Below are 25,558 nucleotides of genomic sequence, written 5' to 3' on the forward strand. Positions count from 1 at the left end.
AGCGCCGAAACTCAACAGGTTCGGCCGTGCGAGGTCGTGAGATCAGTCGTCGGCGTAGGAGACACAGACTGCGGCAGGCTCGAATACCACCTGGTCCTGGGTGTAGCAGTCTGCCTGCGGCGTGGCCACCTCAGTCCGGCAACCCGAGCAGACGAGAATCAGACCGTTACCACCGGCGGGACCCTGGCAACAGTCCATCCATCGCATGTCGTCGGGGTGCCAGTCGGTGCCAACGACGTCGTCAGGATGAACGATGAGACCGGCGAGGTTGGTATCGAACTCGTCCAGCCGGAAGTTCGGAGCGTAGGTGCCGCGGGGCATCCGCGCCGGTCGTGTCCGGACACCGGGGATCTGTGACATCGGGACCAAGGGCGGCACTTTGATCTTGGTGACCTGTCCCGTGAGGGGGCATCGGCAGTGGTCACACAAGACGCGCGGCATGCTGCTGATTCTGCAGGACGATATTTACCCTGGCCAGCGGGTTGGTAGCTGTTCACGGCTGCGGGAGTCGTCCTGGGTCGACGTGGTCGGCGAGATAGATGAGGGTGGCTTGCGGGTCTGTGCCGAACGCGGCAGCGACGAGCTTGGGGTCCATGGTGTTTACCAGGTCGACGAGCCGGGTGCTGCGGATCGTCCGGGGTGGTATCCGCAGTCGTTAAGGACGTGGGAACGACAGGCAGTTGAGGCCGGGCATCGCCCAGCCTTCGTTCTCTCGGTGACCATCACGTGAGGGTTGGCCGTGGCCATGCCTCACGCTGGTCGGCCTTGCGGCGGCAGTCGGGGCACAGACGGTTCCCGGCCGCGCGGACAGGATGACCGCACAGCTCGCAGACGCGCGAGCGGATGATGCACCGGCCCGTATCCTGCTGGAGCACGCGGTCCTTGCCGCAGGACGGACACGTCGCCTTCGCGTCCTGCTCTTTCATCCGCCGCCAGCACAGGCAGCAGTGCCGGCGGTCGAGATAGCCGACGGGGGCACCGCAGGTCCCCCTCCTGCCCAGTCTGGTCGCCCCGCTGGCGGAGGACGCGGCCCCGTGGCCGCGCCGTCACCTCGCCCGCGGCGGGCAGCCAACTAGTACTCCAGCAAGATTTTGCCTTTGACCTGCGCGTTTCGCCGGGCTGCTGGAGTACTAGGCTGCGGGACGCACGTGTGGAGGGGTGTCCAGAGGGGGGCAGGCATGGTGCGGTTGGAGAAGACGTCGCCGCGGGTGAGACCCACGTACCGGCGGAGCGTGTGGACCACGCTCACCGGCTGGGGGATGCTGCTAAGTGCCACGGGGGCGGTCGGCTGCGTGCTGTGGGGCGTCGGCCCGTACCCGCCGCTGGTCGCCGAGACGGGCCTTGCCGCGCTGAGCGTGGTCTTCGCCGCCGCCTGGATCGCAGCCTCCCGCCGGGCCCCGCAACACACCGGCCTTCCCCCAGCCGGCGGCCGCGGGCTGGTGTGGCTGGTCGCCTGGCTGGTGCCGCTGGCCACGCTGGCCTGCTTCAACCTCGGTTTCATGGTGTCGACGGAGTACGGGCGGGAGACCGAGCGCCTGGAGGCGGCGGGGTACGGGCATTACTCCGCCACCGTCGTCCGGCTTGCCGGAGACCCGATCCGCGGGCACAACGCCTCCGACGAGCCGGTGTACTTCGAGACCGACCTGGTCCTGCGCATCCCGTACCACAGCGGTCCGCGCGACGTGACCGTGCCCAAGATGTACACCCGCTACGACCCGCCGAAGGCGGGCATGACGATCAACGTCTACTACGCGCCGGGCGACCCCCGCCCGGACTCGCCGGTCCTGGAGGACGGCCGCCGCTGGGGCACGGGTGCGATCGGCACCCGAATGCTCATCATCACCCTCTTCCCGGTTATTTTTGCGGGAGCCATCCTGACGGGCGCGCTCAAGTACGAAATGCCGCGCGACGTACGACGGTTCACGCCGTCCGTACACCTCCCCGCCCTCGGCATCCTGCTCCTCGGCCTGCTCCTCCTCCTGCCGACCGCCCTGGGCTGGGAGGCCGGCGGCCTGGCCCGCCCGGCGGCCTTCCTGTCCTGCGTGACGCCAGGGGCCGCGCTGGCGTGGGTCTGGCGCTCGTCCTAGGCAGTGTCTTCAAAATTGCACTCCCACACAGGGGTGCGGCGGTGACGGCGGCTTGGTAGGCCCACCGTTGCAGGCAGAACCTAGAGTGTGGCCCGGACACGGGCGCTGATTGGGTAGGGATCATGGATGCATTCGATGAGCTGGACGACGCTGCGCTCACGGATCGGTGCGCTGCCATGACGACCCTCCAGCGCCGCCACGCGGCCACGCTGGCGCTCTGGCGGCTCCGTGCGCCGCTGCTGATGCTGAGGCTCGACCCCGAGTGGGGTCTTCACCGCACGGTTGTGGAGCGCGTATTCCGCGCCATGATTCTCACCCCGGGAGAGGAGGAGTCCCACCGCGCCTACACGGAGGCGGTTGCCGAAATGGTCAGCACCCCCTTCTTCACCGACCCAGAGGAAGGGGAACTGGACAGCATCATCGCCGAAGTCCAGGTAGAGGCCATGGCTGAGCTGGAGATGTGGAACGTACTGGACGAGCTGAGTGCGGAGGAGACCGAGCGGATCATCCGCCGACCTCGCGAGGTGTCCGGATGGCTCGACAGCAGCATGCAAGATTCGCTGTGGGACCACCCGGCTCACCGCGCCCACGAGCAGTACCTCGCGACCGCGTCTGGCCAGGGCCGCGGCGCCGACTTCAGCTACTACAGCGCGTGTAACCTCGCCGCCGAGGCCGCTTGTCACGACATCGTTCTGGCACTGCCGCCAGCTGCGGGGCTCTTGGGCACTGCAGCCGGTCGAGAGGCACTCGCGCTCTGCGAGGCTTTCAGCGCCGAGCTTGTCTCGACCCTGGCCTGGCAGCACAACTTGGGCCACTAGGCAGGGCCCTCAAATGATCTTGCGTGGTGGATCATGAGGCGGTGATACGTCGCCATGAACTGTCTGATGCCGAGTGGGAGTTCGTCCGACCTCTGCTGCCTGAGTCGTTGCGGGGGCGGAAGCGGCTGGATGACCGCAGGGTCCTGAACGGGATCGTGTGGAAGTTCCGCACCGGGACGGCATGGCGGGACGTGCCCGAGCGTTATGGGCCGTGGGCCACGCTCCACACGCGTTTCCGCAGGTGGGCGGCGAATGGAACGTTCGACCGGATGCTGCGCGCCGCCCAGGCGAAGGCGGACGCCGCAGGCGACGTCGAGTGGCTGGTGTCGGTCGACTCCACGGTCGTCCGTGCCCACCAGCACGCGGCCGGGGCTCGAAAAGGGGGGTCCGCAATCCGGGCCTCGGCCGGTCCAGAGGCGGTCTGACCAGCAAGATTCACCTGGCCTGTGACGGCCTAGGCCGTCCGCTCGCTTTCGTCGTCACTGGCGGCAACACCAACGACTGCACCCAGTTCGCCGTAGTCATGGAAGCAATCCGGGTGCCCCGCGTGGGACCGGGGCGCCCCCGGGTCCGACCCGATCACGTCCTGGGCGACAAGGGGTACAGCTCGAAAGCGATCCGGGCCTGGCTCCGCCGCCGGGGCATCCCGCACACGATGCCCGAGCGGGTCGACCAGGCAAGCAACCGGCTCCGGCGCGGCAGTCGCGGCGGCCCGGCCACCCGCTTTCGACCGCGACACCTACAAGCGGCGCAACGTCGTGGAACGGTGCTTCAACCGCCTGAAGCAGTGGCGAGGCATCGCCACCCGCTACGACAAGACCGCCCAGTCCTACGAAGCAGCCGTCACCCTGGCATCTCTCCTGATGTGGGCGTGACATTTGACGACAGAACCTAGCACTCCAGCAGGGTTCAGCGAATCAAATCCGGCTGAGTTCCGCGGCACCGAAGGACACATCGAACCGATCGCACCAGATCGCCACACTCGTGAAGTCATCGAGGCGAACATCGGCCGGAATCGGGTAGTTCTGGTCACCCTTGTTCCCTTTGAGCTTGCCCAGGCTGACGTACTTCCCGTCGTCGAACACCCGCCAGCCCGCCACGCCCTCCTTCACCGGAGCATCGGTGAGCCAAACCCGTAGGTCCGGCCCGTTGCTGGTGTCCAGGTTCTCCAGCCGGAGCGTGCGGGACCCGTCGGGGAGCTCGACGACCTTCACCGAGCCCGTGGTGGCGTGCTCGTGACTGATCAGCCCGCCCCGCGCGACAGTACGAGGACCGGCCGCCCCGGGCCCGCCGGACACGCCCGAGGACGAAGACGCGGACGCCTGTGGCAGCGCGTCGTTGACCTCCTCGTCCGTCCACAGCTTCCAGGGCTGGAACCAGTAGACCCCGGCACCCGCCAAGACCGCCACGACCAGCATTGCGCCGAGCACCAGAGTCCGCCGCCTGCCATTCCTCGCCACCACAACACCCTTCTCTCGGGACCTCTTTGATCCACCCCGATTCAACCCTGCGGGCCTACCCTGCTCCAGACGGCCGGCCTCAGAACCGCAGGGCCGGTCAGTCGATGACGGCGGTGGCCTCAATCTCGACCAGGTGCTCGGGTACGTCCAGTGCCGCGACGCCCAGCAGCGTGGCCGGCGGGACCGGTGCGGCCCCCAGCTTCGCGGCCGCCCGGGTGACCCCCTCCATCAGCATCGCCATCTTGTCGGGGGTCCAGTCGACGACGTAGACGGTCAGTTTCGCCACGTCGTCGAAGGACGCGCCGACCCCGGCCAGAGCGGTGCCGATGTTGAGGTAGCACTGCTCGACCTGAGCGGCGAGGTCACCATCGCCGACCGTGACCCCATCGGCGCCCCATGCCACTTGTCCGGCGATGAAGGCCAGCTTCGACCCGGTCGCGACCGACACCTGCCGGTAGGCGTCGATCTCCGGCAATCCGCTGGGGTTCACCAGGGTGATGGCCATGGCTTCTGCCTCCTGTCGTGGGAGCCCCGTGGGCTCGCCGCCACCGGACCAAGGCGATCCCTTGGTCTCTTGTGGTTACTCAGGAACCGTAGGAGAGTGTCTGCTGACATGGAAGAACGCACTTTTCGGTGACTGGGGAACCTGATGGTGACCAAGCAGTACACGGGCTCGCCCGACGAAGCGAACCTGCGACGGGCGGACTCTCTGGCGCGGGAGATCTTCTCGGACGTCGCCAACAAGTGGGCGCTCCTGATCATCGAGGCCCTGGGGGAGAGCACCCTGCGCTTCGGCGAACTGCGGAACGAGATCGAGGGCATCAGCCACAAGATGCTCACCCAGAACCTGCGCATGCTGGAACGCAACGGTCTGGTCTCGCGGACCGTGCATCCCGTCGTGCCGCCGCGGGTCGAGTACGCCCTCACCGAGCCGGGCCTGGCCCTGCGGGTGACGATCGAGGGTCTGTGCCACTGGACCCACCGGTACCTCGGCCACATCGAGACCTCCCGCCACCGCTTCGACGCCTGACCGGTTGAGGACTCGCTCGCCGCGCAACCGCGAAGGAAACCCACTCACCGGCTCACAACCGGGGGCGGTGTCCGCCACCGATGGAGGGGCCGTCTCTCGCCCCATGGCCGACGGAAGCAACTCTTCCGGGTGGGCGGCGGTCTTACCAGGCGGCGCCCTTGGAGGGTAACTGTGTCAATTCGTACCGGTGAACCGACTGGAAGGGCGCACTCCATGGTGTTCGATCCCAACTTCCGCCTGGATGTTCCGGAGGGCTTCGACGACTCGGACGCTGAGACCGGGGTCCATCCCGTCGCCAGGAAGCTGTTCCCCGCCACGACTGCCGCGGACGCTTTCAAGAAGGCCCATGAGTGGGTGCGGGAACATAAGATCCGCGTCCTGGACGTGTCGTGGGACTTCTTCCATGACGAGGACGAGCCCAACTGCCTGACCATCTATTTCATGTTCGAGCTGGATCCCGAAGACACCTGACACTGCGCGCTGGTGGACCGACCGTACCGCCGACGGGCGCGAGTGCCCGTCGGCGACGCGGGTTACTTGGCGGGCGTGTAGTGGACGACGGTGGTCTCGCAGGTCTCGGCGTACACCTTGAGCGCGTCCGCCTCGGCCTGGTCCGCACTCAGGCCACAGCGGAGCTTCGTGGCCACCCACCCGCCTACGTACCGGCAGTGGGCACTCGGCGAGCGGCACCATGGGGTCGATGTCGAGCTTGCTCGGGTCGTTGACCTCCTGGCCGTCGTAGTACGACAGCCACGTGCCGCCGGACAGCTTGCAGCCGGCCGAGACGGTCGGGGCGGCGGTCGCCTCGTCGAGGAGGACCTCGGCGCGGGTTATCTGCATTGCTTCTGAGGGTCTGAGGCACGTGCGTCACAGGTGCTCCGATCCGCTGTGCCTCACTGAACGTGATGATGGGGTGAGGCACAAGAATCACTCAGGAGTATTTGATGTTGCGCATGGAACGGGCCGTGTCACCAAGCACAGGCACTGTGACCATGGTCTTGGTCCATGACCAGACCTTCGAGATCCACGAGGAAGCTCGTGACTATTCGCTGAGCCTTCAGGCACGTGGACGATCACCACACACTCAGCGTAGTTATCTGCCGCGGATTAGCCGGTACTTGAACTGGTGCGCCGGGCGGGGGACCGATTGGCGGGCGGTGTCCTTGGGAGACCTGGCCCGGTACAAGTTCCACGTCGAGCAGACCCCCGATCGCCGGAGCCGTCGGCTGCCCACGGGTAAGACGGTCAACGCACACCTCACCTCGGTCTGCGAGTTCCTGCGTTTCTGCGCCGCCCAGGGCCACATTCCGCAGGAGGTCGCAGACCGGCTAACCGAACCCCGCTTCCTCCGGTTCGCACCGGTCGGTTACCACCGTGGTGAGGGCGGGGAACACCAGACAGTCCGGGCCCGAATACTCAAGGCCCCGGAGATCGAGAAGCCTCCGGCGGTCCTGTCCTTGAAGCAGTCCCAGCAGGTCGTCGAGGCTGCGCGGACAGCACGTGATCGCCTCCTGCTCAGCATTCTCCTCGCAGGTGGTCTGCGGATCGGTGAAGCCCTGGGCCTGCGGCGCGAGGACATGCATCTGCTGCCCGACGCGACCCACCTGGGGTGCCGTCACCGGGGTCCCCATCTGCATGTCCGGCCTCGGCAGGACAACACCAACGGGGCTCGCGCGAAGGGCGGCCGGCCACGGGTCGTGCCACTTGTCGGGACATCGGTCCACCGATACCGCGATCATCTCGGGGAACGCGAAGGAGTGCCCGGGGCTGCCGGCTCCGACTACGTGTTCGTGAATCTGGCCGGCCCGTACGCCGCACGGCCGATGACGTACTCCAACGCCAAACAGATCATCGAACGGACCGGAATCCGCTGCGGTTTCCGTGCCCGTCCGCACATGATGCGGCACACCGCCGCGACTCGGTGGGTTCGTAACGGCGTTGATGCGGACGTGGTGCAGACACTTCTGGGCCACGTCTCGTCCGCGAGTACGGCCGTTTACCTGCACGCGACGGACGACGACCTGCGTGCTGCCGTGGAACTGGCCGCCGCGCGGACCGGCCGGTGAGCGCGGTGCTTGCGGCGGTGCCGCAGCCGCGTGGAGCTGATGCCCCGAACCTGCCGCACTGGAGTGGATGGTTGACCGGCCGGCTCGATCCGTACTGGCGGACCGATGAGTGGGACGGGGAGACGAACGTCTTCACCGGCTCGGTGGACAACCCGCGGACGGCGGCATATCGCTGCCGGGTGGTCCGCTGCACGGCGATGGTGGAGTCGTTCAACAGCTACTGCTCCGCCTGCGACTACCACCGGCGGAAGAAGAAGGAGGAGGAGGACCGGCCGGACTTCGCGGAGACGCACCAGCCGGGAGCCCGCTACGCCCGCCAGGAGATCGGACAGTCCCGGTTCTCGCTCGCACCGCTGTCGGCAACGGTGCGCACGGAGATCCTTTACGCACTTCAGCAACGGGATCAGCTGGACGTCATCCTGGTTCCGGCCCGCATCCGGTCCCTCACGGCGAAGCTGCCGGCCGGCCTGAGCTCGCTGTTCGAGCTCGGTCCTGGATTCCCCGCGGCCCTCGACAAGCTCCAGAGTGCGACGTTCCGGGGCCTGACGGACCAGCTGGCCCGGGCCCGCACCCAGAATGAGGGCTCCGACCCGACCGCAGGCGACATCTGGGATTGCCGCCTGGTCGGCCTGCTCGCCGGAAAGGGCCGTGAGTACCGGGCCACCTCCGGGACCATCGACTTCACCAGGCTGCGGCAGACATGGCTGCGCGAGGTCGCCAAGGAGTACGGGCGGCAGGTGCGGCCGACCGTGATCGAGCTGCGGTTCGCCGTTCAGGCGGCATCAATCGCCTCGGCCGCGCTCGTCGCCAGGCCGCATGGCGACACCCCCGGCAAGCTACAGCTCGCGGACATGAGCACCGTCGTCGACGCATTCCGCACCGCAGCCAATCCCAAGACCCGCATGCCTTACGGCGACCAGCACCGCAAGGCACTGCTGGGGCACTGGCGAAGATTCCTGGACCGTGCCCGGCTGCTCGGGCTCATGGACCAGGTCCCCGGCACCTTCGCTCTCTCTCCCGCTTTCCACCAAATGGGCAGCACGCAGGAGGACACCGAGGACGAGCTCGGCCGGGCGATCCCCGAACATGTCATCGCCCAGCTCGACGAGCATCTGCACCTGATCGGCACCAGCTACGAACGAGGCGGATGGACCAGCAGCGACTACACGCAGATGTATGCCGCGTATTACCGGATCGTGCGGGACACCGGCCGCCGCCCGGAAGAGACGGCCCGCCTCAAACGCGGCTGCGTCCAGCGGGTCGACGGGAAACCCACCCTCATCTACGACAACCTCAAACGCCGCCGCTACGGGCGCCGGCTACCCATCACCGAGACCACAGCCCGTGACATCGAGGCATGGGAGAAGAAGCTGTCCGGCCTCCCGGTACGGGACCTCGGTGAGGAATGGCTCTTTCCCGCGCCCGGCCAGAACCGCACCCTCCGCGGCCACATGTCCGCACACCACTTCTCCGCCAAGATCTTCCGGACCTGGGTGAACAGGATGCCCGCCCTGCTGGACGATGGGCTCGACGACGAGGGACACCCCGTTCCGTTCGATCGCACGGAGATCATCGTCTATGGGCTGCGGCATTCCTACGCGCAACGGCATGCCGACGCCGGCGTCGCCGTGGACCACCTGCGCGAGCTGATGGATCACCGGGAAATCGACACCACCATGGGCTACTTCAAGGTCTCCCTGGAGCGGAAACGCAAAGCCGTGGAAGCCGTCGCTCCGCTGACCACCGACCGGCACGGAAACTCCCGCGGATACAGCGATGCCCTGGCCTACGAAGGCCAGACCGTCGCGGTCCCCTACGGAGGATGCAGCGAACCCAGCAACGTCAAAGCCGGCGGACAGCACTGCCGCATCCGCTTCCAGTGCGCCGGATGCGACTTCTACCGTCCCGATCCCTCCTACCTCCCTGCCCTGGAACAGCAGATCACCGAACTGCGGGCCGGCAAGGAGGCCGCCCTGGCGATGAGCGCCGCCGACTGGGTCATCCGCAACTTCGACGACCAGATCGCCGGCTACGGCAAGTCGCTGGGGCAGATGCGGCGCACGCTGGAACAACTCCCCGAACAGGAGCGGGCCGCCGTGGAGGAAGCGGCCCGGGAACTGCGCAAGGCCCGGTCGGCCGCCGCCTTCATCTCGCTGGAGAGCCTGAAGATCGGGGGCAGAGCGTGAGTGGACCCGCATCGTCCCGCGACGCACGCGTGGCGCGGTTGCGCCAGGCCAGGCAATCGGACAGCACGGCCAAGTCCGCTCGGGCACGAGGCGTCGTCCGCGACCTACTCCGAGCCGGACAGCGGATCTCCTTCGCCCGCGTCGCCCGGGAAGCAGGCGTATCCACCTGGTTCGTCTATAACGAGCCCGCGGTCAAAGCAGCGGTCCGGGACGCGATGAACGACCAGGCCCATCACGGGATGGAAGCGGCAGCAGCACCCCGGCCCGAGCGGACCACCCCCGCCAGCCTGCACACCGACCTCGCGTTCGCCCGGGAAGAGATCCAGGATCTGAAACGGGAGCGTGACGGGCTCAAGCGCCGCGTCCAACTCGCCCTCGGAGCTGAGATCGACCACGTGGCCCAAGCCGATCTGGTCAGGCGGATCCAGGACCTGGAACACCACAACCGGGTCCTCGCCACCGACCTCTCAGAAGCCAGGACTCGGGCCGGAAGGCTCGCGGAACAACACCAGGAATCGGAAGCAACCGTCGCGTCGCTCCGGCTCGCGCTGCGAAAAGCGATACGCGCAGTGCCCTGACCTGCTGATCCGCAACATCGGTGGGGGTGTGTTCCCGCCCTCGGACAGGAACACACCCCCACCGGCCTCGATGGACCCGTTAAGATCTGCCGAGAGCGGTCGCACCAGACGGGTGCGAAACACCGCCAAAACGAAGCTCACCCGAAGACACCCTTGAGACGTCAGGCGACGCAGTGTGGGCTCCTGGCCGATAGTCGGATGCGCGTCAACCGACTGGGCCGTAGCCTTGCTCGGTGCCCAGCTTTGAGACGCATCGTCGGCGCGTCCATGACGCAAGCCTTCCGGCTCGTGCTCGTCATGCGGCCTTGCGCACGTGCGTGGTGATCTTCGCTCCGTACGGATTCCGCGCGACCTATCACCACCTGAGCCATAGTGCCCACATTCCGGTTGATCTGGAGAAGGACCCGACCTCATTGGTCCGCGCGGTGCAGGAACTTCACACCGCGCGCCAGCTCTGGCTGGCGGAAGAGGCCGCGTTCGTGGCGCAGCGCCGAGGAGAAAAGACCGCCGGACAGAGGCACTCCACGTCACACAACAGCTGGAGAGCTCAAGGCCGCGGCTCAGAAGGAAGCCTCGCCTATTGCCCGAACCCCGAGTTCCACCCCACCGAGCCGCTTCCAACCGTTGTCGAACGCATTCTGCGTTCAACCGTCCCCACCACGGAAGCATCCTCGCCGTGCCGGGTCTGCATCGGGTCAGGAGAGACGACCAGGTGGAGAACCGGCCACTACCTGTACCGGCTCTGCGCCCGATGCGGCGTGACGCTGAGCTCACACCAGACCGATGCTAACCAAGCAATTCTCGCTGCCAGGGCCGAGCGCTGGAAGGAGATCTGGAAGCGCACGGCACGACCGGGCAGATCGATCACGCAGACATGGGCCCATTCGGTCCCGTCGGGAGCCGAGCCAGCGGGTCCACAGGTTCTGCCTACTGCTCAGACGCACGATGGTCTTCTCCAGTGGCACAGGGGCAGTGATCAGCGTGAGAACGAGCAGGCCGCGTTCCCAGAAACGCCGACCTCCCGCATCCTGTGACTCACGTGCCTCAGCAACCACCGAAACGCTAAAGTACCCATGCACCAGCGGCGTTGTGACCTACCCCAAACGGGCCATGCAGATAACACGGGTGTTGCAGCCATCGGCAGGGTCGAGCCCGGTGTTCCAGTGCCTGAACTTGTCGAGGGTGTAGCCGTACGGGACTCGTCGCGATCTGGATGTGACCAGCGGTTTCGCGTACAGCTCAGCCGCGCGGGTGAAGAGGTTCACCGCAGACACGGTGCTGCCCCGCCGCAATCAACGGCTCGTACGCATTGCCTCCGCTCGTTGGCCGGGGATGCCTAACTCGCCCTGACGAAGCGCTGGTAGTCCATTGACAACCCGGAAGGCCCGGGGGGAACTGCCAGCTGGCCCCGAGCAGATCCTGCCCACGCCTCAAGGATACGTCGGAAAGTTTTGACGCGTCGGGATTTTCCGACGTATGGTTGTGTCATGCCAACCGACGTGTTCGGCGTGCTGGCCAACCCGGTGCGCCGCAGACTGCTCGAAGTCCTACGCGAAGGGCCGCGCTCCACGGGTGAGCTGGCCGGAATGTTCGAGCTCGGGCGGCCGGCGGTCTCTGAGCACCTGGCGGTGCTCCGTACCTCCGGTCTGGTGCGTGAGGAGCCCCGCGGTCGGCATCGCTTCTACCACCTCGAACCGGCCCGGCTGGCCGAGGTCGGCGAGTGGCTGCACCCGTTCGAGCACTACTGGAAGCAGCGCTTGGACGCGCTGGCCGATCTCCTGGACGAGGACGACGAGACATGACCGTGAACAACACGATCACCTGCGAGAAGTTCCTGCCCCACTCCCCGGCAGCGGTGTGGAAGGCCCTGACCGACCCCGACCTGCACGCTCGCTGGTGGGCGGCCGGCGACGTCAAGCCCGTTGTCGGTCACCGCTTCACCCTCGACATGGGCAACTTCGGCCGGCAGCCCTGCGAGGTGATTGAGGTGGACAACGAGCGACTGCTTGCCTATCGCTTCGCCGAGGGCTCGCTCGACACGACGATCACGTGGACGCTGCGGCCGGAAGCCGGGGGAACCCGCCTCGTCCTCACCCATGCAGACTTCGACCTCGACTCCCCGATCGGCCGACAGGCGTACGAGGGCATGGGCAAGGGATGGCCGCACGTCCTGGAGCGTCTCGAGGTCGCCGTCGGCGAGGCCGCCTGATCCCGCCCCTTCAACCCCGCCGAGCGATATCCGCATCACCGAGCGGACCAGATGAAGATGCCCACCGAGGAGCGAACCTCGGCGCGCGTCACGTCCTTGCCACCGCTGAGGGCGAAACACGGCAGCAGGATCCCGACTGCGGGCCGATCGGTGTTGCCCGTGTCGCAGGAGCGGCACAGCTCCAGGCGGATCGGGCGGCTGTGCACGTCGTGCTGCGGCGCGACCGCGCGACGGCCCGGGGCCGATGCCACGGGCCCGGGCCGGAACTGCTGGGCAAGCTCGCCGGCGTCACCGCCATATGGCCGCAGGCTGCCCTTGACCTGTGCAAGCGCGGCGGCAGTCGGGAGCGGTTGGACGAACCGAGTGAACCCGCTGAGAGCCGCTCTTTACCTCAGTTGGTTCACGAAGTGAATCAACTGGGGAACACGCAGAAGGACTCACCGATTACCGGGACGGTGAGTCCTTGAGCGCGGGGGTGAGTCAGTGGGGCGAGACTGAGCCCGCTGACTGGTCGAGCCTGACGGCACCGGCTCAGTCCGGGGAGGGCAGATGGATCGAGGCGAGTTTGGCCGGGTCGACGACGATGTGGATGCCGGTGATCCGGCCTTCGCTGACGATGAAGGCGATGACGGAGAGAGGTCTTCCGTCGGGGCCCCAGGACATGTGGCCGGGGACGCCGTTGAGCAGCACGGGTCGTTGGCGGGCGACCTCGCCGGAGAACATGCGGGCGCCGGCGGCGACCTTGGTGGCGCCGAGGGTGACGACCACGCCATCGGCGGTGTCGACGGTCAGCTTCACGTTCGGGTCGAGGACACGCAGGAGCGCTTCGAAGTCGCCGCTGAGGGCTGCGGCGCCGAATGCCTGGACGACCTCTCGGTGCTCGCGGCCGGGGCCCGTCGTGCGGTCCGTGGCTTGGACCTTGCGGCGGGCACGGCTGGCGACCATCTTGGTGGCGTCAGCGGATTTACCCAGGATTTGGCCGATTTCCTGGAACGGGACCGCGAACATGTCGTGCAGGACGAACGCCAGGCGTTCGCTCGGGGTGAGGGAGTCGAGCACGACGAGCATGGCGAGGCCGACCGAATCGGCCAGCGCCACCAGCTCGTCCGGCGCGGGGTCATCGTCGGGTGTCACAACGAGGTTCGCGAACTCTTGCTCGTAGGCGGTTTCGGGGTGGGCTCGACGGGATCTCAGAAGATCCAGGCTGATTCGGCCGACCACGGTGGTCAGCCATCCGGCCAGATTGCCGATAGACGCCGCGTCCTGGCGGGCGAGACGCATCCACGCTTCCTGGACCACGTCTTCGGCATCGGCATGCGAGCCCAGCACGCGGTACGCGACGGCACGCAGCCGATCGCGCTGGGCTTCGAACGCCTCGGCCACGAGACCGGACGGGTGGGCGGTCACGGCTTGAGCTGCTGACGGAGCGAGATCCGGTTGCCGTCCGGGTCCACTGCCTCGACGCGGACCCCGAACGGGTAGTCCACGGGCGCGGACTCCTCGAAGACGACGCCGCGCCGGCGCATGACCTCGAAATCCTTTCGCAGGTCCTCGGATTCGAGGATCAGCGGACCGGGTGCTCCCGCGCCGCCGGGCTGTCCCGCGGCCGCCGCATGCGACCACAGGATGATCTGCACCGGGCTGTCGGGAACACCGACGGTGAGGAAACGTCCGTCGGGCCCCGGGAAATCGAGCCGCTTCTCAAGCCCGAGTCCCTTGGTGTAGAACTCCAGCGCGCGGTCCTGATCGGTGACGTAGATCGTCACGTACATGATGTTGGTCAGCATCCTGTTCTCGATTCACTCGTGGGTGCGACGACCGTTCGTATCCGGTCGTCACACCCATGACGCATGCCGACGGGCGAAGGTAACAGGACGCTCCGCCGCAGCGGACACGGGGCGCATGCGGTTGCGGACCTGGGTTGACTGGGCTGTCTTCGTTTACATGGTCGTGACTGCTTCGAGAAGGCGATCCGTACGTGGATGCCCGACGACAAGAAGCCCGGCACGGCGGTCGCGTTCGGCATGCTCAACGAGCACCGCAAGGACTGGGGGAAGCGAGTCGGCGTACGGTTGGCGCCGGCCATCACCGACGACATGCTGCGGGCCATGGTGGAGACCTGCGACCTGCGGCACCCGATCGGCTCCGCGACCGATGCGTCTTTCTTTTGGGCCGCGGCGCGCTGACCGGCGGATCGAGCTCGCGGACCTGGCCGTGCCGGAGGTCCTGGTCGACGACGACTTCGTGACCCTGCTGATCGCATACTCCAAGAGGGACCAGGCAGGCGTGGGTGCGCACACCGACATCCCGGCCGAACCGGACGACCGGCTGATGTGCCCGGTCCGGGCCGCACGGGACTGGCTGAAAGTCCCGGGCCGTAGCGACCGAGCGGGGCGACACCAGGGACGCGATCAACGACTGGGTACGGGCCGCGCACACAAGGCAGGCATGGAGAACTGGCAGCGGATTACCGGGCACGGGCTGCGCCGCGGCGGGGCCCAGGCCATCGCGGACGCCGGGGGCGACCCGACCGACCAGGACCGGTGGAAGCCGGGCTCGGCGGTGGTGAAGCGGGAGTACTTGGACCGGGCACGGTCGCGGGCGGAGAATCCGTGGCTGAAGGTCCAGGAGAAGCGGCGCAGGGAGTCCGAGGCGTGAGCCAGCAGTACACCGCGGCATCTGTGCGGCAGCTCGCCGCGGTCGGGGAGCGGGTCGCGCCGCGGGATCCGGCGGCGTGGGACGGCCGTGCGCGGGTGGTGTGCCGATCCACGTGTCGGCGGAGCGTGGCAGACAGTTATGGATGCTGGTCGGCGTGTTCGACCGTGCCGTTGGGCGGGAGGAGATGCCGGACCGGGCCGGGAGTACGGCTGCCCAGTTGTTCAGTCAGGCACATCTGCGACCGGTGGGGCAACACCACGCTCGGCGGATACACGCTCTACAACAACATCTGGGGCTCGGGCGCGGGCAGCCAGTGCGTCTGGGTCAACTCCGGTACGAACTTGGGGAGTCTGGGCCGACCACCCGGACACCGGCGGCATCAAGTCGTACCCCAACGCCAAGAAGGTGGTGAACCGGAAGATCAGCGCGATGGCTACGCTGACCAGCAGCTACAACGTCACGGTGCCGTCCTCAGGCGCGTACAGCAGCTCGTACGACATCTGGGACACCGACTACGACTACGAGATCATGCTCTGGGTCAACGCCACCGGCGCCGTCGGCGCGCTCGGCGATCACCAGGGCACGGCGACCCTGGGCGGCCACGCTTGGGATGTGTACAAGGGGAAGGTCTACAACGCCGACGGCACGTACCACGACGTGTTCTCGTTCCTGCTGACCTCCGACTCGACCTCCGGCACCGTGAACATTCTGCCGATCCTGAAGTGGATCAAGGACACGAAGAAGTGGATGGGGGACGAGACCATCGGCGATGTCCAGTTCGGCTTCGAGATCACCTCGTCGTCCGGCGGCAAGGACTTCCGCACCAACAGTCTGACGGTCAGCGCGAGTTGATCCGCGGAGCGGGGCCCGAGCTGTCCCGCACGGTCAGCTCGGGCGGCAGGAGCACGACCCCCTCGTCCGGCCGGCCCTGCAGCTTGGCCACGAGCAGCTCCACCGCCTGCCGCCCGAGCTCCTGCGCGGGGACCGCGACCGAGGTGAGCCGTACGGAGGCATGGACGGCGACCTGTTCGGGACAGACCGCGACCACCGAGACGTCCTCCGGAACGGCCCGTCCGCCCTGTCGAAGCAGGGCGAGCAGCGGCTCCACCGCCGCCTCGTTCTGGACGACGAACCCGGTGGTGCCGGGCCGCTCGTCGAAGATCCGGCCGAGCGTACCCGCGAGGGAGGCGTAGCCCCCCTCGCACGGCCGGTGGAGCACGCTCAGCCCCAGCTGCGCCGCGCGCTCGCGCAGCCCTTCGAGGGTCCGCTCGGCGAAGTCGGTTGTGGCGTTCGTAGACACCGGGCGCCTCGCCGATGACGGCGAGTTCCCGGTGTCCGAGAGCCGCCAGGTGCTCGGCGCACAGGGCACCTGTCGCGGCGAAGTTCAGATCGACACCGGTGAGCCCCGCCGGGTCGGCGGGCAGCCCGACGAGGACGGCGGGCTGCCCGCCTTCGCGGAGCAACGGCAGTCGCTCGTCCTCGAGTTGGATGTCCATCAGGATCATGGCCTCGGCGAGCCCGCTGCCGGTGACGCGCCGCACCGCGGCGGGACCCTCCTCGCCCGTCAGAAGGAGGACGTCGTAGCCGTGTTCGCGGGCGGTGGTCGCGATGGCGATGGCGATCTCCATCATCACCGGCACGTACATGTCGGTGCGCAACGGCACCATCAGTGCGATGATCCGGGACCTGTTGCTGGCCAGGGCGCGGGCGCCGGCGTGCGGGTGATAGCCGAGTTGCTCGATGCTGTCGCGGACGCGCTGCCGGGTGAAGGCGGAGATGGAACGCTTGCCGCTGAGGACGTAGCTCACCGTGCTGGCCGACACTCCGGCGTGCCGGGCGACCTCGGCAAGGGTGACCATCCACACTCCCGATCGGTGTGAAGCGCTTCGACAGCGACGAGTCCGGCTCATATAGCTCTGAACAGCAAAACCGTGTCCCGGGCCCTGGAAGGTGTCCAGGCTTCAGGGCTTTGCAGGTCGAATCAGTCGAAGCGATCCCGGCGTGTCGGGCCGCCGCCCGTCAGGAGTCCACGACCTCGACATGGTCGGCGACCGCCACCACCAGGACGCGGGTGCCCGGTTCGGTCGTGTGCCAGCGGTGGCGGACACCGCCCGAGAGCAGGAGCGTGTCGCCGCGGGCGAGGTGGTGGACGCGGCCTTCGGCCTCCACCTCGACGGCTCCGTCGGCGACGTACATCAGCTCGTCGTTGCGGTGCCGGTACTCGCGGTCGGCGCCCTGCTCCCCGGTGAACTCCAGCGCGTGCAGCTGATGCCGGCCCCGGATCACGGGCCGCACCCGCGTGCCCGCCGTCAGACCGCTGTCGTCGCCCGCCCGCACGATGTCGACGGCGCGCGTCGCGTCGGACGCGGCGAGGAGCTGGACGGCGGTGGTGTCCAGCGCGTCGGCGATGCGCTGCAGCGAGCGCATGCTGGGGCGAGCCCGGTCGTTCTCGACCTGGCTGAGGAAGGGCGCCGAGAGGCCGCTGCGCTCCGCGACGTCGGCGAGGGTGAGGTCGAGCGTCCTGCGCCGGCGCCGTACGGCGGCGCCCACCCGTGGCGCGTCGGTCTCCTCCATGGCTGCCCTGCCCTCCCTTTCGGCGCTCCCCATGGGCGATCCTCCCAGCTCCACGCGGCTCGCGCGCCATCGGCCCACGGTTTCGTACTCCCGCAACACGCACGTCACACAACGGCTCTACCGTCAAATCCTGTTGAGCCAATCAAAGAAAGTTTGACGAGACTCGAGGAGTGCCCACATGACCGCCGTCGACCAGAACGCACGCCGCCGACGCCCCACCGGCCTCATCGCCCTCGACGAGGACGCCGCCTACGAGGGCTACACCCTCTTCGCGCCCCTGACTGGATCGGGCGAGGTGTACCTCGTCGATCTGCACGGCAGGCCGGCGCACCGCTGGACGTTCCCCTTCCGCCCCGGCCGGCACGCACGGCTCCTGCCCGGTGGCACGCTCGCCTACAACGGCGTCCTGCCGGGCGAGGACGCGCTGTTCCCGATGTGGCACAAGTACCGCGGCGGCGTCATGCTCCGGGCCGCGCCCGACGGCACGATCCTGAGCGAGCACCGCGACCCGCTCCAGCACCATGACGCCCACCATCTCGATGACGGAGGCATCCTCTACACGGGCCTCGAACCCCTGCGGGGCGCCGACGCCGCCGACGTACGCGGGGGAGTGCCGGGCTCCGAGGCGGACGGCGGCACGGTCTGGGCGGACACCATCCGGGAGATCGGCCCCGACGGCGCCGAGCGCTGGTCCTGGCGCGCCGCCGACCACCTCGACCGGGAGACGTACGCCCTGCATCCCGCGTACGCCCGCGAACACTGGCCGCTGATCAACAGCGTCACCCCACTCGCCGACGGCAACATCCTGGCGAGCCTCCGCAGCGTCTCGGCCGTCGTCGTCATCAGCCGCGCCACCGGCGAGATCCTCTGGCGGACCGCGCCCGGCACCGTCTCCCAGCAGCACGCCCCCACCGAACTCGACAACGGCAACCTGCTCGTCTTCGACAACGGGGTCTTCCGGCCGCACCACGACGTGCCGTACTCGCGCGTCATCGAGATCGAACGCGACAGCGGCGCCGTGGTGTGGGAGTACCACGATCCGGCCCGGGAGTTCTTCTTCGCCCCGTTCATGGGATCGGCCCAACGCCTGCCCAACGGCAACACCCTCGTCACCGACTCGCCCTCGGGACGGCTCTTCGAGGTGACGAAGGACGGCTATCTGTGCTGGGAGTACGTCGTCCCGTACTTCGCCGGCTACCGCGAGTCCGAAGTAGCCGGCCTGTTCCCCTCCGAACCCAACGCCGTCTTCCGGTCCTACCGCTACGCGCCGGCCGACGTGCCGTGGCTGGGCGGTGCCTCGTGACCGCCGCCACCACCACGACGGGGACCGTCGACGACCGCCTCCCGCTGCGCCGCCTGGCCCCACTGTCCACGCAGCACGTCCTCGCCATGATCGCCGCGCCCGTCTCGACCGTCTTCCTCACCGCAACCACCCTGCGCCTGCCGGCCGGAACGACCACCTCGCTCCTGAGCGCCGTCCTCGTGCTCTGCGGCGCCGGCGCGCTGCTCCAGTCGCTCGGCGTCTGGCGGATCGGCGCCCGACTTCCGTTCGTGATGCTCCCGGGCGGGGCCGCGACGGCGCTCTTCCTCCAGATCGCCCAGGACCACGGCGCCCCCACGGCCGCCGGGTCCGTGCTGCTCGCGGCGGCGCTGCTGATCGCCGTGCTGCCGCTGTACGCGCGGATCGTCCGGCTGTTCCCGCCGCTGGTCATGGGCGTCACCGTGCTTCTCATCGGGATTGCGATGGTCCGCGTCTCCGCCCGGCTCGTCACCGGCCCCGACGGGCACGCGCGGCCGAGCGCCGTGCTCCTCGCCGGTCTGACCGTCGCCGCCACCGTCGCGGCGTACGTCCTGCTGCGCGGGGTGTGGCGGCAGACCGCCATCCTGATCGGCATGGTCGCCGGCACCCTGATCGCCGTGGTCAGCGGCCTCGGCGAGTTCACCCCCGCCGCCGGAAGCGGCTTCGCGCCGCCCTCGCTCCTCCCGTACGGCACACCCCGGTTCGACCTGCTCGCCGCGCTCCCGCTGCTGATCTTCAGCCTCACCACACTGGCGGAGATCACCGGGCAGACCGTCCTGAACAGCGAGACCGTCGGCCGCGCCCCCGACCCCGGACGCGATGTGCCGCGTGTCGCCCGCGCCGACGCGGCGGTGTCCCTGGCCGGCGGGCTGCTCGGTACGTCGCTGATGGTGACCAGTGCCGAGAACATCGGCATCGGCCGGCTCACCGGGGTACGCAGCCGGTACGTCACCGCCGGCGCGGGCGTGCTGCTGATCGCCGCCGGCCTCGCCACCCCGCTCTCCCGCGCGTTGGCCGGCATACCCGAGGCCGTCGTCGGCGGGTCCTCACTCGTCGTCTACGCCGTGATCGCGGTGATGGGGGTCGAGATGCTGCGTCGCGCCGATCTCGGCGGCCCGGACGACGGGGCGGGATCGATCGTCGCGGCGCTCGCCCTCGCGGCGGGCCTGCTGCCGCTACTCGCGCCCGGCATGTACGACGGGTTCCCCGCCTGGGCCCGTACCGTCCTGGGCAGCGGCGTCGTCGCCGGAACGCTGACGGCCGTGCTCCTCGGGGCGCTCCTCGGCTCAGGACGACGCGGCAGGAGCGGGCGGGACGACCGCGACCGGGCAGTGGGCGTGGTGCAGGACGGCATGGGCGACCGAGCCCATCAGCAGTGATCCGACCCGGTGCCTGCGGTGGCGGCCCACGACCACGAGACCCGCGCTGCGAGATCCCTCGACGAGTCGGCCCGCCGCGTCCTCCGGGACGACGGCGGGAACGACCTCGACGTCCGGGTACTGCTCGGCGAAGGGCCGTAGCCGCTCCTCCTGGCGCCGGGTGGTCTCCTGGACGAGCTCGGGCGTCTCGTCCACGGGGAGCGGGGGCGGCACCTGGAGCGCGGGTGCGGGCGGGCTGGCCAGGATCACCGGCGAGGGCGGTAGCCGGAAGGCCGTCACCGCCTCGAGGGCCACGCCCCGCTGCCGAGCTGCATGAAAGGCGAAGTCCAGGACCTCGTCGGCTGTCTCCTCCGGGTGGAGCCCGAGCAGGATGCGGCCCGCCTCCGCGCCGCTCTCCAGCGATGCGTCCCGGGCCTCGTGCGGCACCACGACGATCGGGCAGGGGGCGGACGAGGCCAGGGCGCGGCCGGTGGAGCCGAGCAGCAGGGTCGCGAAGCCGCCGCGCCCGCGGGAGCCGGTCACCAGGAGCCGCGCGGTCCGGGCCTCGGCGAGCAGGGCGTCCGGCACGGAGCCGTCCAGCGACGCGTACCGTACGGGCACGCTCCCGCCCTGCTCCTCGATCCACGCGCGGACCCCGTCGATGACGCTGTCGGGGATCTCGGCGGTCTCGCCGAGCGAGGCGATGCGCGCGGCCCCGAGCTGGAGCGCGTCGGAGCGCACATGCGCCACCACGAGCGGAGCGTCCAGTCCGCGCGCGGTGTTCAGCGCCCATTCCAGGGCGCGGTGACTGTGCTCGGACCCGTCCACGCCGACAACAACGGCCTGTGCGCTCATATCGGGATTATCACCCCTGTTCGGCACATCGCGCCGATGGGTGCGTGTGACGCCACGCCGGACGGCCCCGGCGACTACGAGGCCGGTGCGCCGAGGTCGTAGCGCTCCTTGACCAGCTCCAGATGGATCCAGCTCTCCACCCCGCGCACCCCCGGCTCGGCGCGGATCGCGTCGAGGGTCGCCCGCACGGCCCCCAGGGACTCCGCGGTGACCGTGCCGACCAACTCGGCCCGGCCGAGACAGGCCGACAGGAACGTCACCCGCTTCCACCCGACCAGGGCCCGCACCACCGGCTCCCGCGGGCCCTCCACACGGACGGCGAACCCGCACAGGTAGCCGAGGCCCAGCACTTCGGGGCGGACGAGCGCGAGGACCTTCACCACGCCGCCGTCCAGGAGGCGGAGCGTACGGGCGCGGGTGGCGCCGGGGGAGAGGCCGACGCGCTCGGCCAGTTCGGCGAAGGGGAGTCGGCCGTCCTGTTCGAGGGCGTCGAGGATCCGCCAGTCGGTGTCGTCGAGGGCCGGGACCGTCGGCTCGTCCGCCAGCAGGTACGGATCCTTGAGGTGGCGGGTGCCGATCAGCGCGTCGACCACCGCTACGCCGGGCACCGAGCGCACCCGCTCGATGGTCTGCTCGAGCGCGTCGAAGCCCTCGGTGCGCAGCTCCGTCATGATGGCGCGCGGTCCGGCCGTCAGGCTGACGAACGGCGCCTGGGGCAGGGCGGCGATCGCGCGGGCCACCGGTTCCGCGGCCCCGTCCACGTCGATCGACAGATGGGCGGACGCGGTCAGTCCGCGGACCGACGGGTGGACGACGGCGACGACCCGGACCGCTCCCGACTCCAGCAGCCGCTGGACTCGCGCGCGGGTCGCGGGCCGCGACAGGCCGACGCGCTGGGCGAGCGTCTCGTAGGCGAGACGGCCGTCGTCCTGCAGCGCACGGACGACAGCCAGGTCGATGGCGTCCAGGTCCACCCGTTGGTCTCCTCGGCTCGGTGGCCCGGCGCGGCGGGCCGGCCCGGGTCCGCAGTCATTCTCGGGTACCGGGGCGCGGGTGAGCCGCGTTCGTGACATGCGTCACGGATATCCGGTACATCTGTCAGTGGACAGTCCGTTCGGACGGATCGTAAGTTCATTGCGTCATCAACCGACGAATCAGCCGCACAAGCGGGAAGGGGGCCGTGTGAATCAGCCCGTCGCCGTTTTCACCGACACCGACGACCTCGACCCCGGACCGGGTGTCCGTCTGCTGGAGCGGGCCGGCTTCGAGGTGCGTGTCGCCGGAACACGGGATCCCGAGGTCATCGCGGAAGTCGCCAGGGACGCCGTCGCCCTGGTCGTCGGCTACGCGCGGATCGACGCGGCGCTGCTCGACCGGCTGCCCCGTCTGCGGATCCTCGCCACGATGTCCGCCGGATACGACATGGTCGACACCGCCGAGGCCCGACGGCGCGGACTGTGGGTGGCAAACCTCCCCGACGCCGCGACCGAGGACGTCGCGGTCCACGCGCTCGCCGCCACGCTCTCGCTCGTCCGCCGCCTCCCGCAGGCCGACAGCGTGGTGCGCTCAGGCGGCTGGAACGCCGACTTCGCCCAGCAGCGCCACCTTCCGCGCCGCGCGAGCGAACTGACCCTGGGTCTTGTCGGTCTCGGCCGGATCGCCCGCTCCTTCGCGACGCTCGCCGCCCCCGTCTTCGGGCGGGTCGCCGCCCACGACCCGCACACCGACCCCGCCCACTGGCCGTCCGGCATCGAGCGGTACGACGACCTCGAGGCCCTCGCCGCCGCTACCGACGTCCTCTCCCTGCACGTCCCGCTGACCCCGGCCACCCGTGGCCTCGTCGACGGAGCGCTGCTCGGGCGGCTGCGCCCCGGCGGCTTCCTCGTCAACGTCGCACGCGGTGAACTCGTCGACCCCGAAGCCCTGTTGGCGGCTCTCGACACCGACCGGCTGACGGGCGCCGCCCTCGACGTCTTCCCCGTGGAACCGCCCCCGGCCGACGACCCGTTGCGCACCCACCCGCGCATCCAGGTCTCTCCCCACAGCGCCTTCCTCTCCGACACCTCGCGGCGCGCCTATGTGTGCGGACCCGCCGAGAACGTCCTCGCCTGGCACCGCACCGGCCGCCCGCTCACCCCCGTCGTCGACCCCACCGCCACCGCCCTCACCCCCGCTCCCGAAGGAGCCGCCGCATGACCGCCGCACCGCCGCTCACCGCGCAGACGAGGACCGCAGAGGAGCTCCGGCTGCGCCGCGAACTCGCCGCCGTCTACCGGCTCGTGGCCCACTTCCGGATGACCGACCTGATCTTCACCCACATCTCCCTGCGGCTGCCCGGACCCGAGCACCACTTCCTCATCAACCCCTACGGGCTGCTCTTCGAGGAGATCACCGCCTCCAACCTGGTGAAGATCGACCTGGCCGGAAACCCCGTCGAACCGACCCCGTACCCCGTGAACCCGGCCGGCTTCGTCATCCACAGCGCCATCCACGCCGCCCGCACCGACGCGCACTGCGTCCTGCACACCCATACCAAGGCGGGCTGCGCCGTCGCTGCGCAGGAGGGCGGGCTGCTCCCGCTCAACCAGATGTCGATGGAGTTCCACAACCGCGTGGGCTACCACGACTACGAGGGCGTCGCCCTCAACCTCGACGAACAGCGCCGCCTCGTCGCCGACATCGGCGCCCACCCCGCGCTGATCCTGCGCAACCACGGCCTGCTGACGGTCGGCGAGAGCGCCGCCCAGGCCTTCCTGCGCATGTACTACCTGGAGCGCGCCTGCGAGATCCAGGTCACCGCCCAGGCGGGAGGCGGACCGCTGGTGATACCGCCAGCCGACGTCTGCGAGTTCACGGCCCGGCAGCTCACGGGCGAGGCCACCACGGCCGACTTCCAGGACGACGACGCGTACGAACTGGCATGGGCGGCGATGCTCCGCCTCCTGGACCGGACCTGCCCGGACTACAAGGACTGACCGGCTCGGGGCCAGTCCTCTGGTCGACGTGTCCGAGGATGGCCCCACGTAGGATCGGAGCGCCCAAGAGGATCGAACAGAAGGGGGAGGGCCATGGCCGTACTCGTACTGTCCGCTGTCCTCGTGCTCGCCGTCGGAGGGTGCGTCTGCGTCGTGTGGGCCGCGCGGGGCGGGCCGCGCTGGGTGCGCGCGGTGGCCACCGCGACCCTGGCGGCCGGTGCACTCGTACGCCGCGCGAACCGCTCGGGCCGCAGCTCCAGCCTGGAGCAGCGGACCGACTCCGGCGACTGACTGCCGCACTCTCCCGGGCGCTGCGGCCATACTGGATCGCGGCGGGACCCGAGAGGCGGAACAGTGAGTCAACAGAACATGCGGTACGACGTGTTGGTGTTCGGCGGCAGTGGCGTGGACACCGTCATCAGGGTCGACGCCCTGCCTGTCCCGCTCGCCGACTCGGTCCAGGTCGGCCCCATCGAGGAGTGGCCCGGGCACACCGGGGGAAACGTGGCCCTTGGCACCAGGGCCCTCGGCCTCCGGGTCGCGCTGCTCGACTGCATCGGTGACGCCGGGATCGGGGCGCTCGTACGTGAGCGCATGGCCGAGGGGGACGTCGAGTTCGCCCCGGTCATCTCGCCCGCCGGCACGCGCCGCGCGGTCAACTTCGTGGACGCGACCGGGCGCCGGATGTCGTTCTACGACGCCAGGGACCCCGCCGACCTGCGGATGCCGCGGGAGTTCTACCTGTCCCGGCTGCGGAGCACACGCCACGCCCACCTGTCCATCATGAACTTCACGCGCTTCCTGTACGACGACATCGAGGCCCTGGGCGTACCCGTCTCCACCGACGTGCACGACTGGGACGGACTCGCCGAACACCATCGGGAGTTCGCCCTCCGCTCCGATCTCGTCTTCCTCAGCGCGGAGGGGGCCGGCGAGCGAACGCCGGAGCTGATGCGGGAGATCCTGCGCGAGGGCCGCGCGGAGACCGTGGTCGCCACGGCGGGTGCGCGCGGCTCGTACGTCCTCACCCGGGACGGCGGCCCCACCCCGCACCACATCCCGGCGGTCGCCCCGTCCACGCCGGTCGTCGACTCCAACGGCGCGGGCGACGCGTACGTCAGCGGTTTCCTCTACGGCAGGCTCGTCGGCCGGGACATCCTGGACTGCGCGCGCCTCGGCGCGGTGGCCGGAGCCCACGCCTGCACGGCGCCCGGCTCCACCGCCCTCATCGGCCGGGAGGCCCTCCTGGCGGCACCCACGGGCTGACCCGGACCCGGTGTCCCGGCGGACGCGCGCCCCGCGGCGCCCGTCCGCCGGGACCGATCCGTTCGTCGTCGCGGGAAACGACTTTCGAGGACTGCGGCGGCCACGCGCCGGCCGCGATCATCGAGGTGAAGTCAACGA

Annotated in this window: 27 protein-coding genes and 4 pseudogenes; 20 read left to right on the forward strand and 11 right to left on the reverse strand. The window is 69.2% G+C overall.

Going from position 1 to position 25,558, the window contains the following annotated elements; all coding sequences use genetic code 11:
* Positions 1 to 42: 42 nt before the first annotated feature.
* A complete protein-coding gene (locus tag ABZ939_RS29185; protein ID WP_361861484.1) occupies positions 43 to 441 on the reverse strand; it encodes a hypothetical protein in 399 nt (132 codons plus the stop codon).
* Here ABZ939_RS29185 and ABZ939_RS29190 point away from each other — a divergent pair.
* The 4 genes and pseudogenes from ABZ939_RS29190 (at position 440) to ABZ939_RS29205 (ending at position 3,780) form a co-directional block, all read left to right on the forward strand.
* The gene (locus tag ABZ939_RS29190; RefSeq protein WP_361861487.1) at positions 440 to 730 is read left to right on the forward strand and encodes a hypothetical protein; all 291 of its coding nucleotides are present in this window, start codon (positions 440 to 442) and stop codon (positions 728 to 730) included. The genes ABZ939_RS29185 and ABZ939_RS29190 overlap by 2 nt on opposite strands.
* Positions 731 to 1,259: 529 nt before the next feature.
* Positions 1,260 to 2,087: a hypothetical protein gene (locus ABZ939_RS29195; protein WP_361861490.1), complete on the forward strand. Its 828-nt coding sequence runs from the start codon at positions 1,260 to 1,262 to the stop codon at positions 2,085 to 2,087.
* Positions 2,088 to 2,209: 122 nt separating this feature from the next.
* The gene (locus tag ABZ939_RS29200; protein ID WP_361861492.1) at positions 2,210 to 2,905 is read left to right on the forward strand and encodes a hypothetical protein; all 696 of its coding nucleotides are present in this window, start codon (positions 2,210 to 2,212) and stop codon (positions 2,903 to 2,905) included.
* Positions 2,906 to 2,949: 44 nt separating this feature from the next.
* Positions 2,950 to 3,780, forward strand: a pseudogene (locus ABZ939_RS29205) (IS5 family transposase).
* Between the two features lie 42 nt (positions 3,781 to 3,822).
* Here ABZ939_RS29205 and ABZ939_RS29210 read toward each other — a convergent pair.
* Entirely contained in the window at positions 3,823 to 4,323 is a 501-nt protein-coding gene (locus ABZ939_RS29210) for a DM13 domain-containing protein (RefSeq protein ID WP_361861608.1), read from the reverse strand.
* A 139-nt stretch (positions 4,324 to 4,462) separates the two neighbouring features.
* On the reverse strand, positions 4,463 to 4,870 hold the full coding sequence (locus ABZ939_RS29215; protein ID WP_361861495.1) for a RidA family protein: 408 nt from the start codon (positions 4,868 to 4,870) through the stop codon (positions 4,463 to 4,465).
* A gap of 144 nt (positions 4,871 to 5,014) precedes the next feature.
* Between ABZ939_RS29215 and ABZ939_RS29220 the strand changes: the two genes are divergently transcribed.
* A complete protein-coding gene (locus ABZ939_RS29220; RefSeq protein ID WP_361861498.1) occupies positions 5,015 to 5,395 on the forward strand; it encodes a helix-turn-helix domain-containing protein in 381 nt (126 codons plus the stop codon).
* A gap of 213 nt (positions 5,396 to 5,608) precedes the next feature.
* Complete coding sequence (locus tag ABZ939_RS29225) at positions 5,609 to 5,866, forward strand: hypothetical protein (RefSeq protein ID WP_361861501.1); 258 nt, start codon at positions 5,609 to 5,611, stop codon at positions 5,864 to 5,866.
* A 62-nt stretch (positions 5,867 to 5,928) separates the two neighbouring features.
* Here the strand turns inward: ABZ939_RS29225 and ABZ939_RS29230 are convergent.
* Positions 5,929 to 6,226: pseudogene (locus tag ABZ939_RS29230) on the reverse strand (HNH endonuclease); the annotation flags it as partial.
* 113 nt (positions 6,227 to 6,339) lie between these two features.
* Between ABZ939_RS29230 and ABZ939_RS29235 the strand changes: the two are divergent.
* The 5 genes from ABZ939_RS29235 to ABZ939_RS29255 all read left to right on the forward strand — a co-directional run bounded on the left by ABZ939_RS29235 (position 6,340) and on the right by ABZ939_RS29255 (position 12,434).
* Positions 6,340 to 7,461: a tyrosine-type recombinase/integrase gene (locus tag ABZ939_RS29235; RefSeq protein ID WP_361861503.1), complete on the forward strand. Its 1,122-nt coding sequence runs from the start codon at positions 6,340 to 6,342 to the stop codon at positions 7,459 to 7,461.
* Between the two features lie 71 nt (positions 7,462 to 7,532).
* Positions 7,533 to 9,647 carry a tyrosine-type recombinase/integrase gene (locus ABZ939_RS29240; RefSeq protein ID WP_361861505.1) on the forward strand — a complete coding sequence of 705 codons (2,115 nt, stop codon included), beginning with the start codon at positions 7,533 to 7,535 and terminating at the stop codon, positions 9,645 to 9,647.
* Positions 9,648 to 9,676: 29 nt separating this feature from the next.
* Positions 9,677 to 10,225 carry a DUF6262 family protein gene (locus ABZ939_RS29245; protein WP_361861508.1) on the forward strand — a complete coding sequence of 183 codons (549 nt, stop codon included), beginning with the start codon at positions 9,677 to 9,679 and terminating at the stop codon, positions 10,223 to 10,225.
* A 1,487-nt stretch (positions 10,226 to 11,712) separates the two neighbouring features.
* Entirely contained in the window at positions 11,713 to 12,027 is a 315-nt protein-coding gene (locus tag ABZ939_RS29250) for a metalloregulator ArsR/SmtB family transcription factor (RefSeq protein WP_361861511.1), read from the forward strand.
* Complete coding sequence (locus tag ABZ939_RS29255) at positions 12,024 to 12,434, forward strand: SRPBCC domain-containing protein (RefSeq protein WP_361861514.1); 411 nt, start codon at positions 12,024 to 12,026, stop codon at positions 12,432 to 12,434. The genes ABZ939_RS29250 and ABZ939_RS29255 overlap by 4 nt, the downstream gene beginning before the upstream one ends.
* 35 nt (positions 12,435 to 12,469) lie before the next feature.
* Here ABZ939_RS29255 and ABZ939_RS29260 read toward each other — a convergent pair whose 3' ends face one another.
* The 3 genes from ABZ939_RS29260 to ABZ939_RS29270 form a co-directional block, all read right to left on the reverse strand.
* Positions 12,470 to 12,685 (reverse strand): hypothetical protein, encoded by a 216-nt coding sequence (locus ABZ939_RS29260; RefSeq protein ID WP_361861517.1) that lies wholly within the window; start codon positions 12,683 to 12,685, stop codon positions 12,470 to 12,472.
* A 280-nt stretch (positions 12,686 to 12,965) separates the two neighbouring features.
* Positions 12,966 to 13,841 carry a sigma-70 family RNA polymerase sigma factor gene (locus ABZ939_RS29265; protein ID WP_361861520.1) on the reverse strand — a complete coding sequence of 292 codons (876 nt, stop codon included), beginning with the start codon at positions 13,839 to 13,841 and terminating at the stop codon, positions 12,966 to 12,968.
* A complete protein-coding gene (locus ABZ939_RS29270; protein ID WP_361861523.1) occupies positions 13,838 to 14,221 on the reverse strand; it encodes a VOC family protein in 384 nt (127 codons plus the stop codon). The genes ABZ939_RS29265 and ABZ939_RS29270 overlap by 4 nt, the downstream gene beginning before the upstream one ends.
* 195 nt (positions 14,222 to 14,416) lie before the next feature.
* On the opposite strand from ABZ939_RS29270, the gene ABZ939_RS29275 reads away from it, so the two are divergent.
* The 3 genes and pseudogenes from ABZ939_RS29275 to ABZ939_RS29285 form a co-directional block, all read left to right on the forward strand.
* Positions 14,417 to 14,620, forward strand: coding sequence for a hypothetical protein (locus ABZ939_RS29275; protein WP_361861526.1), 204 nt, complete (start codon positions 14,417 to 14,419; stop codon positions 14,618 to 14,620).
* The gene (locus ABZ939_RS29280) at positions 14,589 to 15,092 is read left to right on the forward strand and encodes a hypothetical protein (RefSeq protein WP_361861529.1); all 504 of its coding nucleotides are present in this window, start codon (positions 14,589 to 14,591) and stop codon (positions 15,090 to 15,092) included. Before ABZ939_RS29275 ends, ABZ939_RS29280 begins: the two co-directional genes overlap by 32 nt.
* Positions 15,093 to 15,313: 221 nt before the next feature.
* Positions 15,314 to 15,944: pseudogene (locus ABZ939_RS29285) on the forward strand (hypothetical protein); the annotation flags it as partial.
* On the opposite strand, the pseudogene ABZ939_RS29290 reads toward ABZ939_RS29285, so the two are convergent.
* Together ABZ939_RS29290 and ABZ939_RS29295 are read right to left on the reverse strand one after the other, a co-directional pair.
* A pseudogene (locus ABZ939_RS29290) lies at positions 15,931 to 16,951 on the reverse strand (LacI family DNA-binding transcriptional regulator). The pseudogenes ABZ939_RS29285 and ABZ939_RS29290 sit on opposite strands and share 14 nt — an antisense overlap.
* 160 nt (positions 16,952 to 17,111) lie before the next feature.
* Positions 17,112 to 17,666, reverse strand: a complete 555-nt coding sequence (locus ABZ939_RS29295) for an XRE family transcriptional regulator (protein ID WP_361861610.1) — start codon at positions 17,664 to 17,666, stop codon at positions 17,112 to 17,114.
* A 178-nt stretch (positions 17,667 to 17,844) separates the two neighbouring features.
* Between ABZ939_RS29295 and ABZ939_RS29300 the strand changes: the two genes are divergently transcribed.
* Both ABZ939_RS29300 and ABZ939_RS29305 read left to right on the forward strand, forming a co-directional pair.
* Entirely contained in the window at positions 17,845 to 18,969 is a 1,125-nt protein-coding gene (locus ABZ939_RS29300) for an aryl-sulfate sulfotransferase (RefSeq protein ID WP_361861532.1), read from the forward strand.
* Positions 18,966 to 20,345, forward strand: a complete 1,380-nt coding sequence (locus ABZ939_RS29305) for a solute carrier family 23 protein (protein ID WP_361861535.1) — start codon at positions 18,966 to 18,968, stop codon at positions 20,343 to 20,345. Before ABZ939_RS29300 ends, ABZ939_RS29305 begins: the two co-directional genes overlap by 4 nt.
* On the opposite strand, the gene ABZ939_RS29310 is transcribed toward ABZ939_RS29305, so the two are convergent.
* Positions 20,253 to 21,179: a universal stress protein gene (locus ABZ939_RS29310; RefSeq protein WP_361861538.1), complete on the reverse strand. Its 927-nt coding sequence runs from the start codon at positions 21,177 to 21,179 to the stop codon at positions 20,253 to 20,255. The two genes, ABZ939_RS29305 and ABZ939_RS29310, sit on opposite strands and share 93 nt — an antisense overlap.
* A gap of 74 nt (positions 21,180 to 21,253) precedes the next feature.
* Positions 21,254 to 22,153: an Lrp/AsnC family transcriptional regulator gene (locus ABZ939_RS29315; RefSeq protein ID WP_361861541.1), complete on the reverse strand. Its 900-nt coding sequence runs from the start codon at positions 22,151 to 22,153 to the stop codon at positions 21,254 to 21,256.
* A 208-nt stretch (positions 22,154 to 22,361) separates the two neighbouring features.
* On the opposite strand from ABZ939_RS29315, the gene ABZ939_RS29320 reads away from it, so the two are divergent.
* From ABZ939_RS29320 to ABZ939_RS29335, 4 genes are all read left to right on the forward strand, one after another.
* On the forward strand, positions 22,362 to 23,375 hold the full coding sequence (locus tag ABZ939_RS29320; protein ID WP_361861544.1) for a C-terminal binding protein: 1,014 nt from the start codon (positions 22,362 to 22,364) through the stop codon (positions 23,373 to 23,375).
* Positions 23,372 to 24,154, forward strand: coding sequence for a class II aldolase/adducin family protein (locus tag ABZ939_RS29325; protein WP_361861546.1), 783 nt, complete (start codon positions 23,372 to 23,374; stop codon positions 24,152 to 24,154). The genes ABZ939_RS29320 and ABZ939_RS29325 overlap by 4 nt, the downstream gene beginning before the upstream one ends.
* 93 nt (positions 24,155 to 24,247) lie before the next feature.
* Positions 24,248 to 24,445 (forward strand): hypothetical protein, encoded by a 198-nt coding sequence (locus ABZ939_RS29330; RefSeq protein ID WP_361861549.1) that lies wholly within the window; start codon positions 24,248 to 24,250, stop codon positions 24,443 to 24,445.
* 78 nt (positions 24,446 to 24,523) lie between these two features.
* Positions 24,524 to 25,420 carry a PfkB family carbohydrate kinase gene (locus ABZ939_RS29335; RefSeq protein WP_361861613.1) on the forward strand — a complete coding sequence of 299 codons (897 nt, stop codon included), beginning with the start codon at positions 24,524 to 24,526 and terminating at the stop codon, positions 25,418 to 25,420.
* Positions 25,421 to 25,558 lie beyond the last annotated feature (138 nt).

The organism is Streptomyces sp. NPDC046712 (assembly GCF_040645695.1).
GTDB lineage: Bacteria > Actinomycetota > Actinomycetes > Streptomycetales > Streptomycetaceae > Streptomyces.

Bases quoted from the DNA above. Each gene is read 5' to 3' on its own strand.
- ABZ939_RS29190 (WP_361861487.1), top strand. From the start codon at position 440: ATGCTGCTGATTCTGCAGGACGATATTTACCCTGGCCAGCGGGTTGGT.
- ABZ939_RS29185 (WP_361861484.1), bottom strand. From the start codon at position 441: ATGCCGCGCGTCTTGTGTGACCACTGCCGATGCCCCCTCACGGGACAG.
- ABZ939_RS29195 (WP_361861490.1), top strand. From the start codon at position 1,260: ATGCTGCTAAGTGCCACGGGGGCGGTCGGCTGCGTGCTGTGGGGCGTC.
- ABZ939_RS29200 (WP_361861492.1), top strand. From the start codon at position 2,210: ATGGATGCATTCGATGAGCTGGACGACGCTGCGCTCACGGATCGGTGC.
- ABZ939_RS29210 (WP_361861608.1), bottom strand. From the start codon at position 4,323: ATGCTGGTCGTGGCGGTCTTGGCGGGTGCCGGGGTCTACTGGTTCCAG.
- ABZ939_RS29215 (WP_361861495.1), bottom strand. From the start codon at position 4,870: ATGGCCATCACCCTGGTGAACCCCAGCGGATTGCCGGAGATCGACGCC.
- ABZ939_RS29220 (WP_361861498.1), top strand. From the start codon at position 5,015: ATGGTGACCAAGCAGTACACGGGCTCGCCCGACGAAGCGAACCTGCGA.
- ABZ939_RS29225 (WP_361861501.1), top strand. From the start codon at position 5,609: ATGGTGTTCGATCCCAACTTCCGCCTGGATGTTCCGGAGGGCTTCGAC.
- ABZ939_RS29235 (WP_361861503.1), top strand. From the start codon at position 6,340: ATGTTGCGCATGGAACGGGCCGTGTCACCAAGCACAGGCACTGTGACC.
- ABZ939_RS29250 (WP_361861511.1), top strand. From the start codon at position 11,713: ATGCCAACCGACGTGTTCGGCGTGCTGGCCAACCCGGTGCGCCGCAGA.
- ABZ939_RS29255 (WP_361861514.1), top strand. From the start codon at position 12,024: ATGACCGTGAACAACACGATCACCTGCGAGAAGTTCCTGCCCCACTCC.
- ABZ939_RS29270 (WP_361861523.1), bottom strand. From the start codon at position 14,221: ATGCTGACCAACATCATGTACGTGACGATCTACGTCACCGATCAGGAC.
- ABZ939_RS29275 (WP_361861526.1), top strand. From the start codon at position 14,417: ATGCCCGACGACAAGAAGCCCGGCACGGCGGTCGCGTTCGGCATGCTC.
- ABZ939_RS29280 (WP_361861529.1), top strand. From the start codon at position 14,589: ATGCGTCTTTCTTTTGGGCCGCGGCGCGCTGACCGGCGGATCGAGCTC.
- ABZ939_RS29295 (WP_361861610.1), bottom strand. From the start codon at position 17,666: ATGGAGGAGACCGACGCGCCACGGGTGGGCGCCGCCGTACGGCGCCGG.
- ABZ939_RS29300 (WP_361861532.1), top strand. From the start codon at position 17,845: ATGACCGCCGTCGACCAGAACGCACGCCGCCGACGCCCCACCGGCCTC.
- ABZ939_RS29310 (WP_361861538.1), bottom strand. From the start codon at position 21,179: ATGAGCGCACAGGCCGTTGTTGTCGGCGTGGACGGGTCCGAGCACAGT.
- ABZ939_RS29325 (WP_361861546.1), top strand. From the start codon at position 23,372: ATGACCGCCGCACCGCCGCTCACCGCGCAGACGAGGACCGCAGAGGAG.
- ABZ939_RS29330 (WP_361861549.1), top strand. From the start codon at position 24,248: ATGGCCGTACTCGTACTGTCCGCTGTCCTCGTGCTCGCCGTCGGAGGG.
- ABZ939_RS29335 (WP_361861613.1), top strand. From the start codon at position 24,524: ATGCGGTACGACGTGTTGGTGTTCGGCGGCAGTGGCGTGGACACCGTC.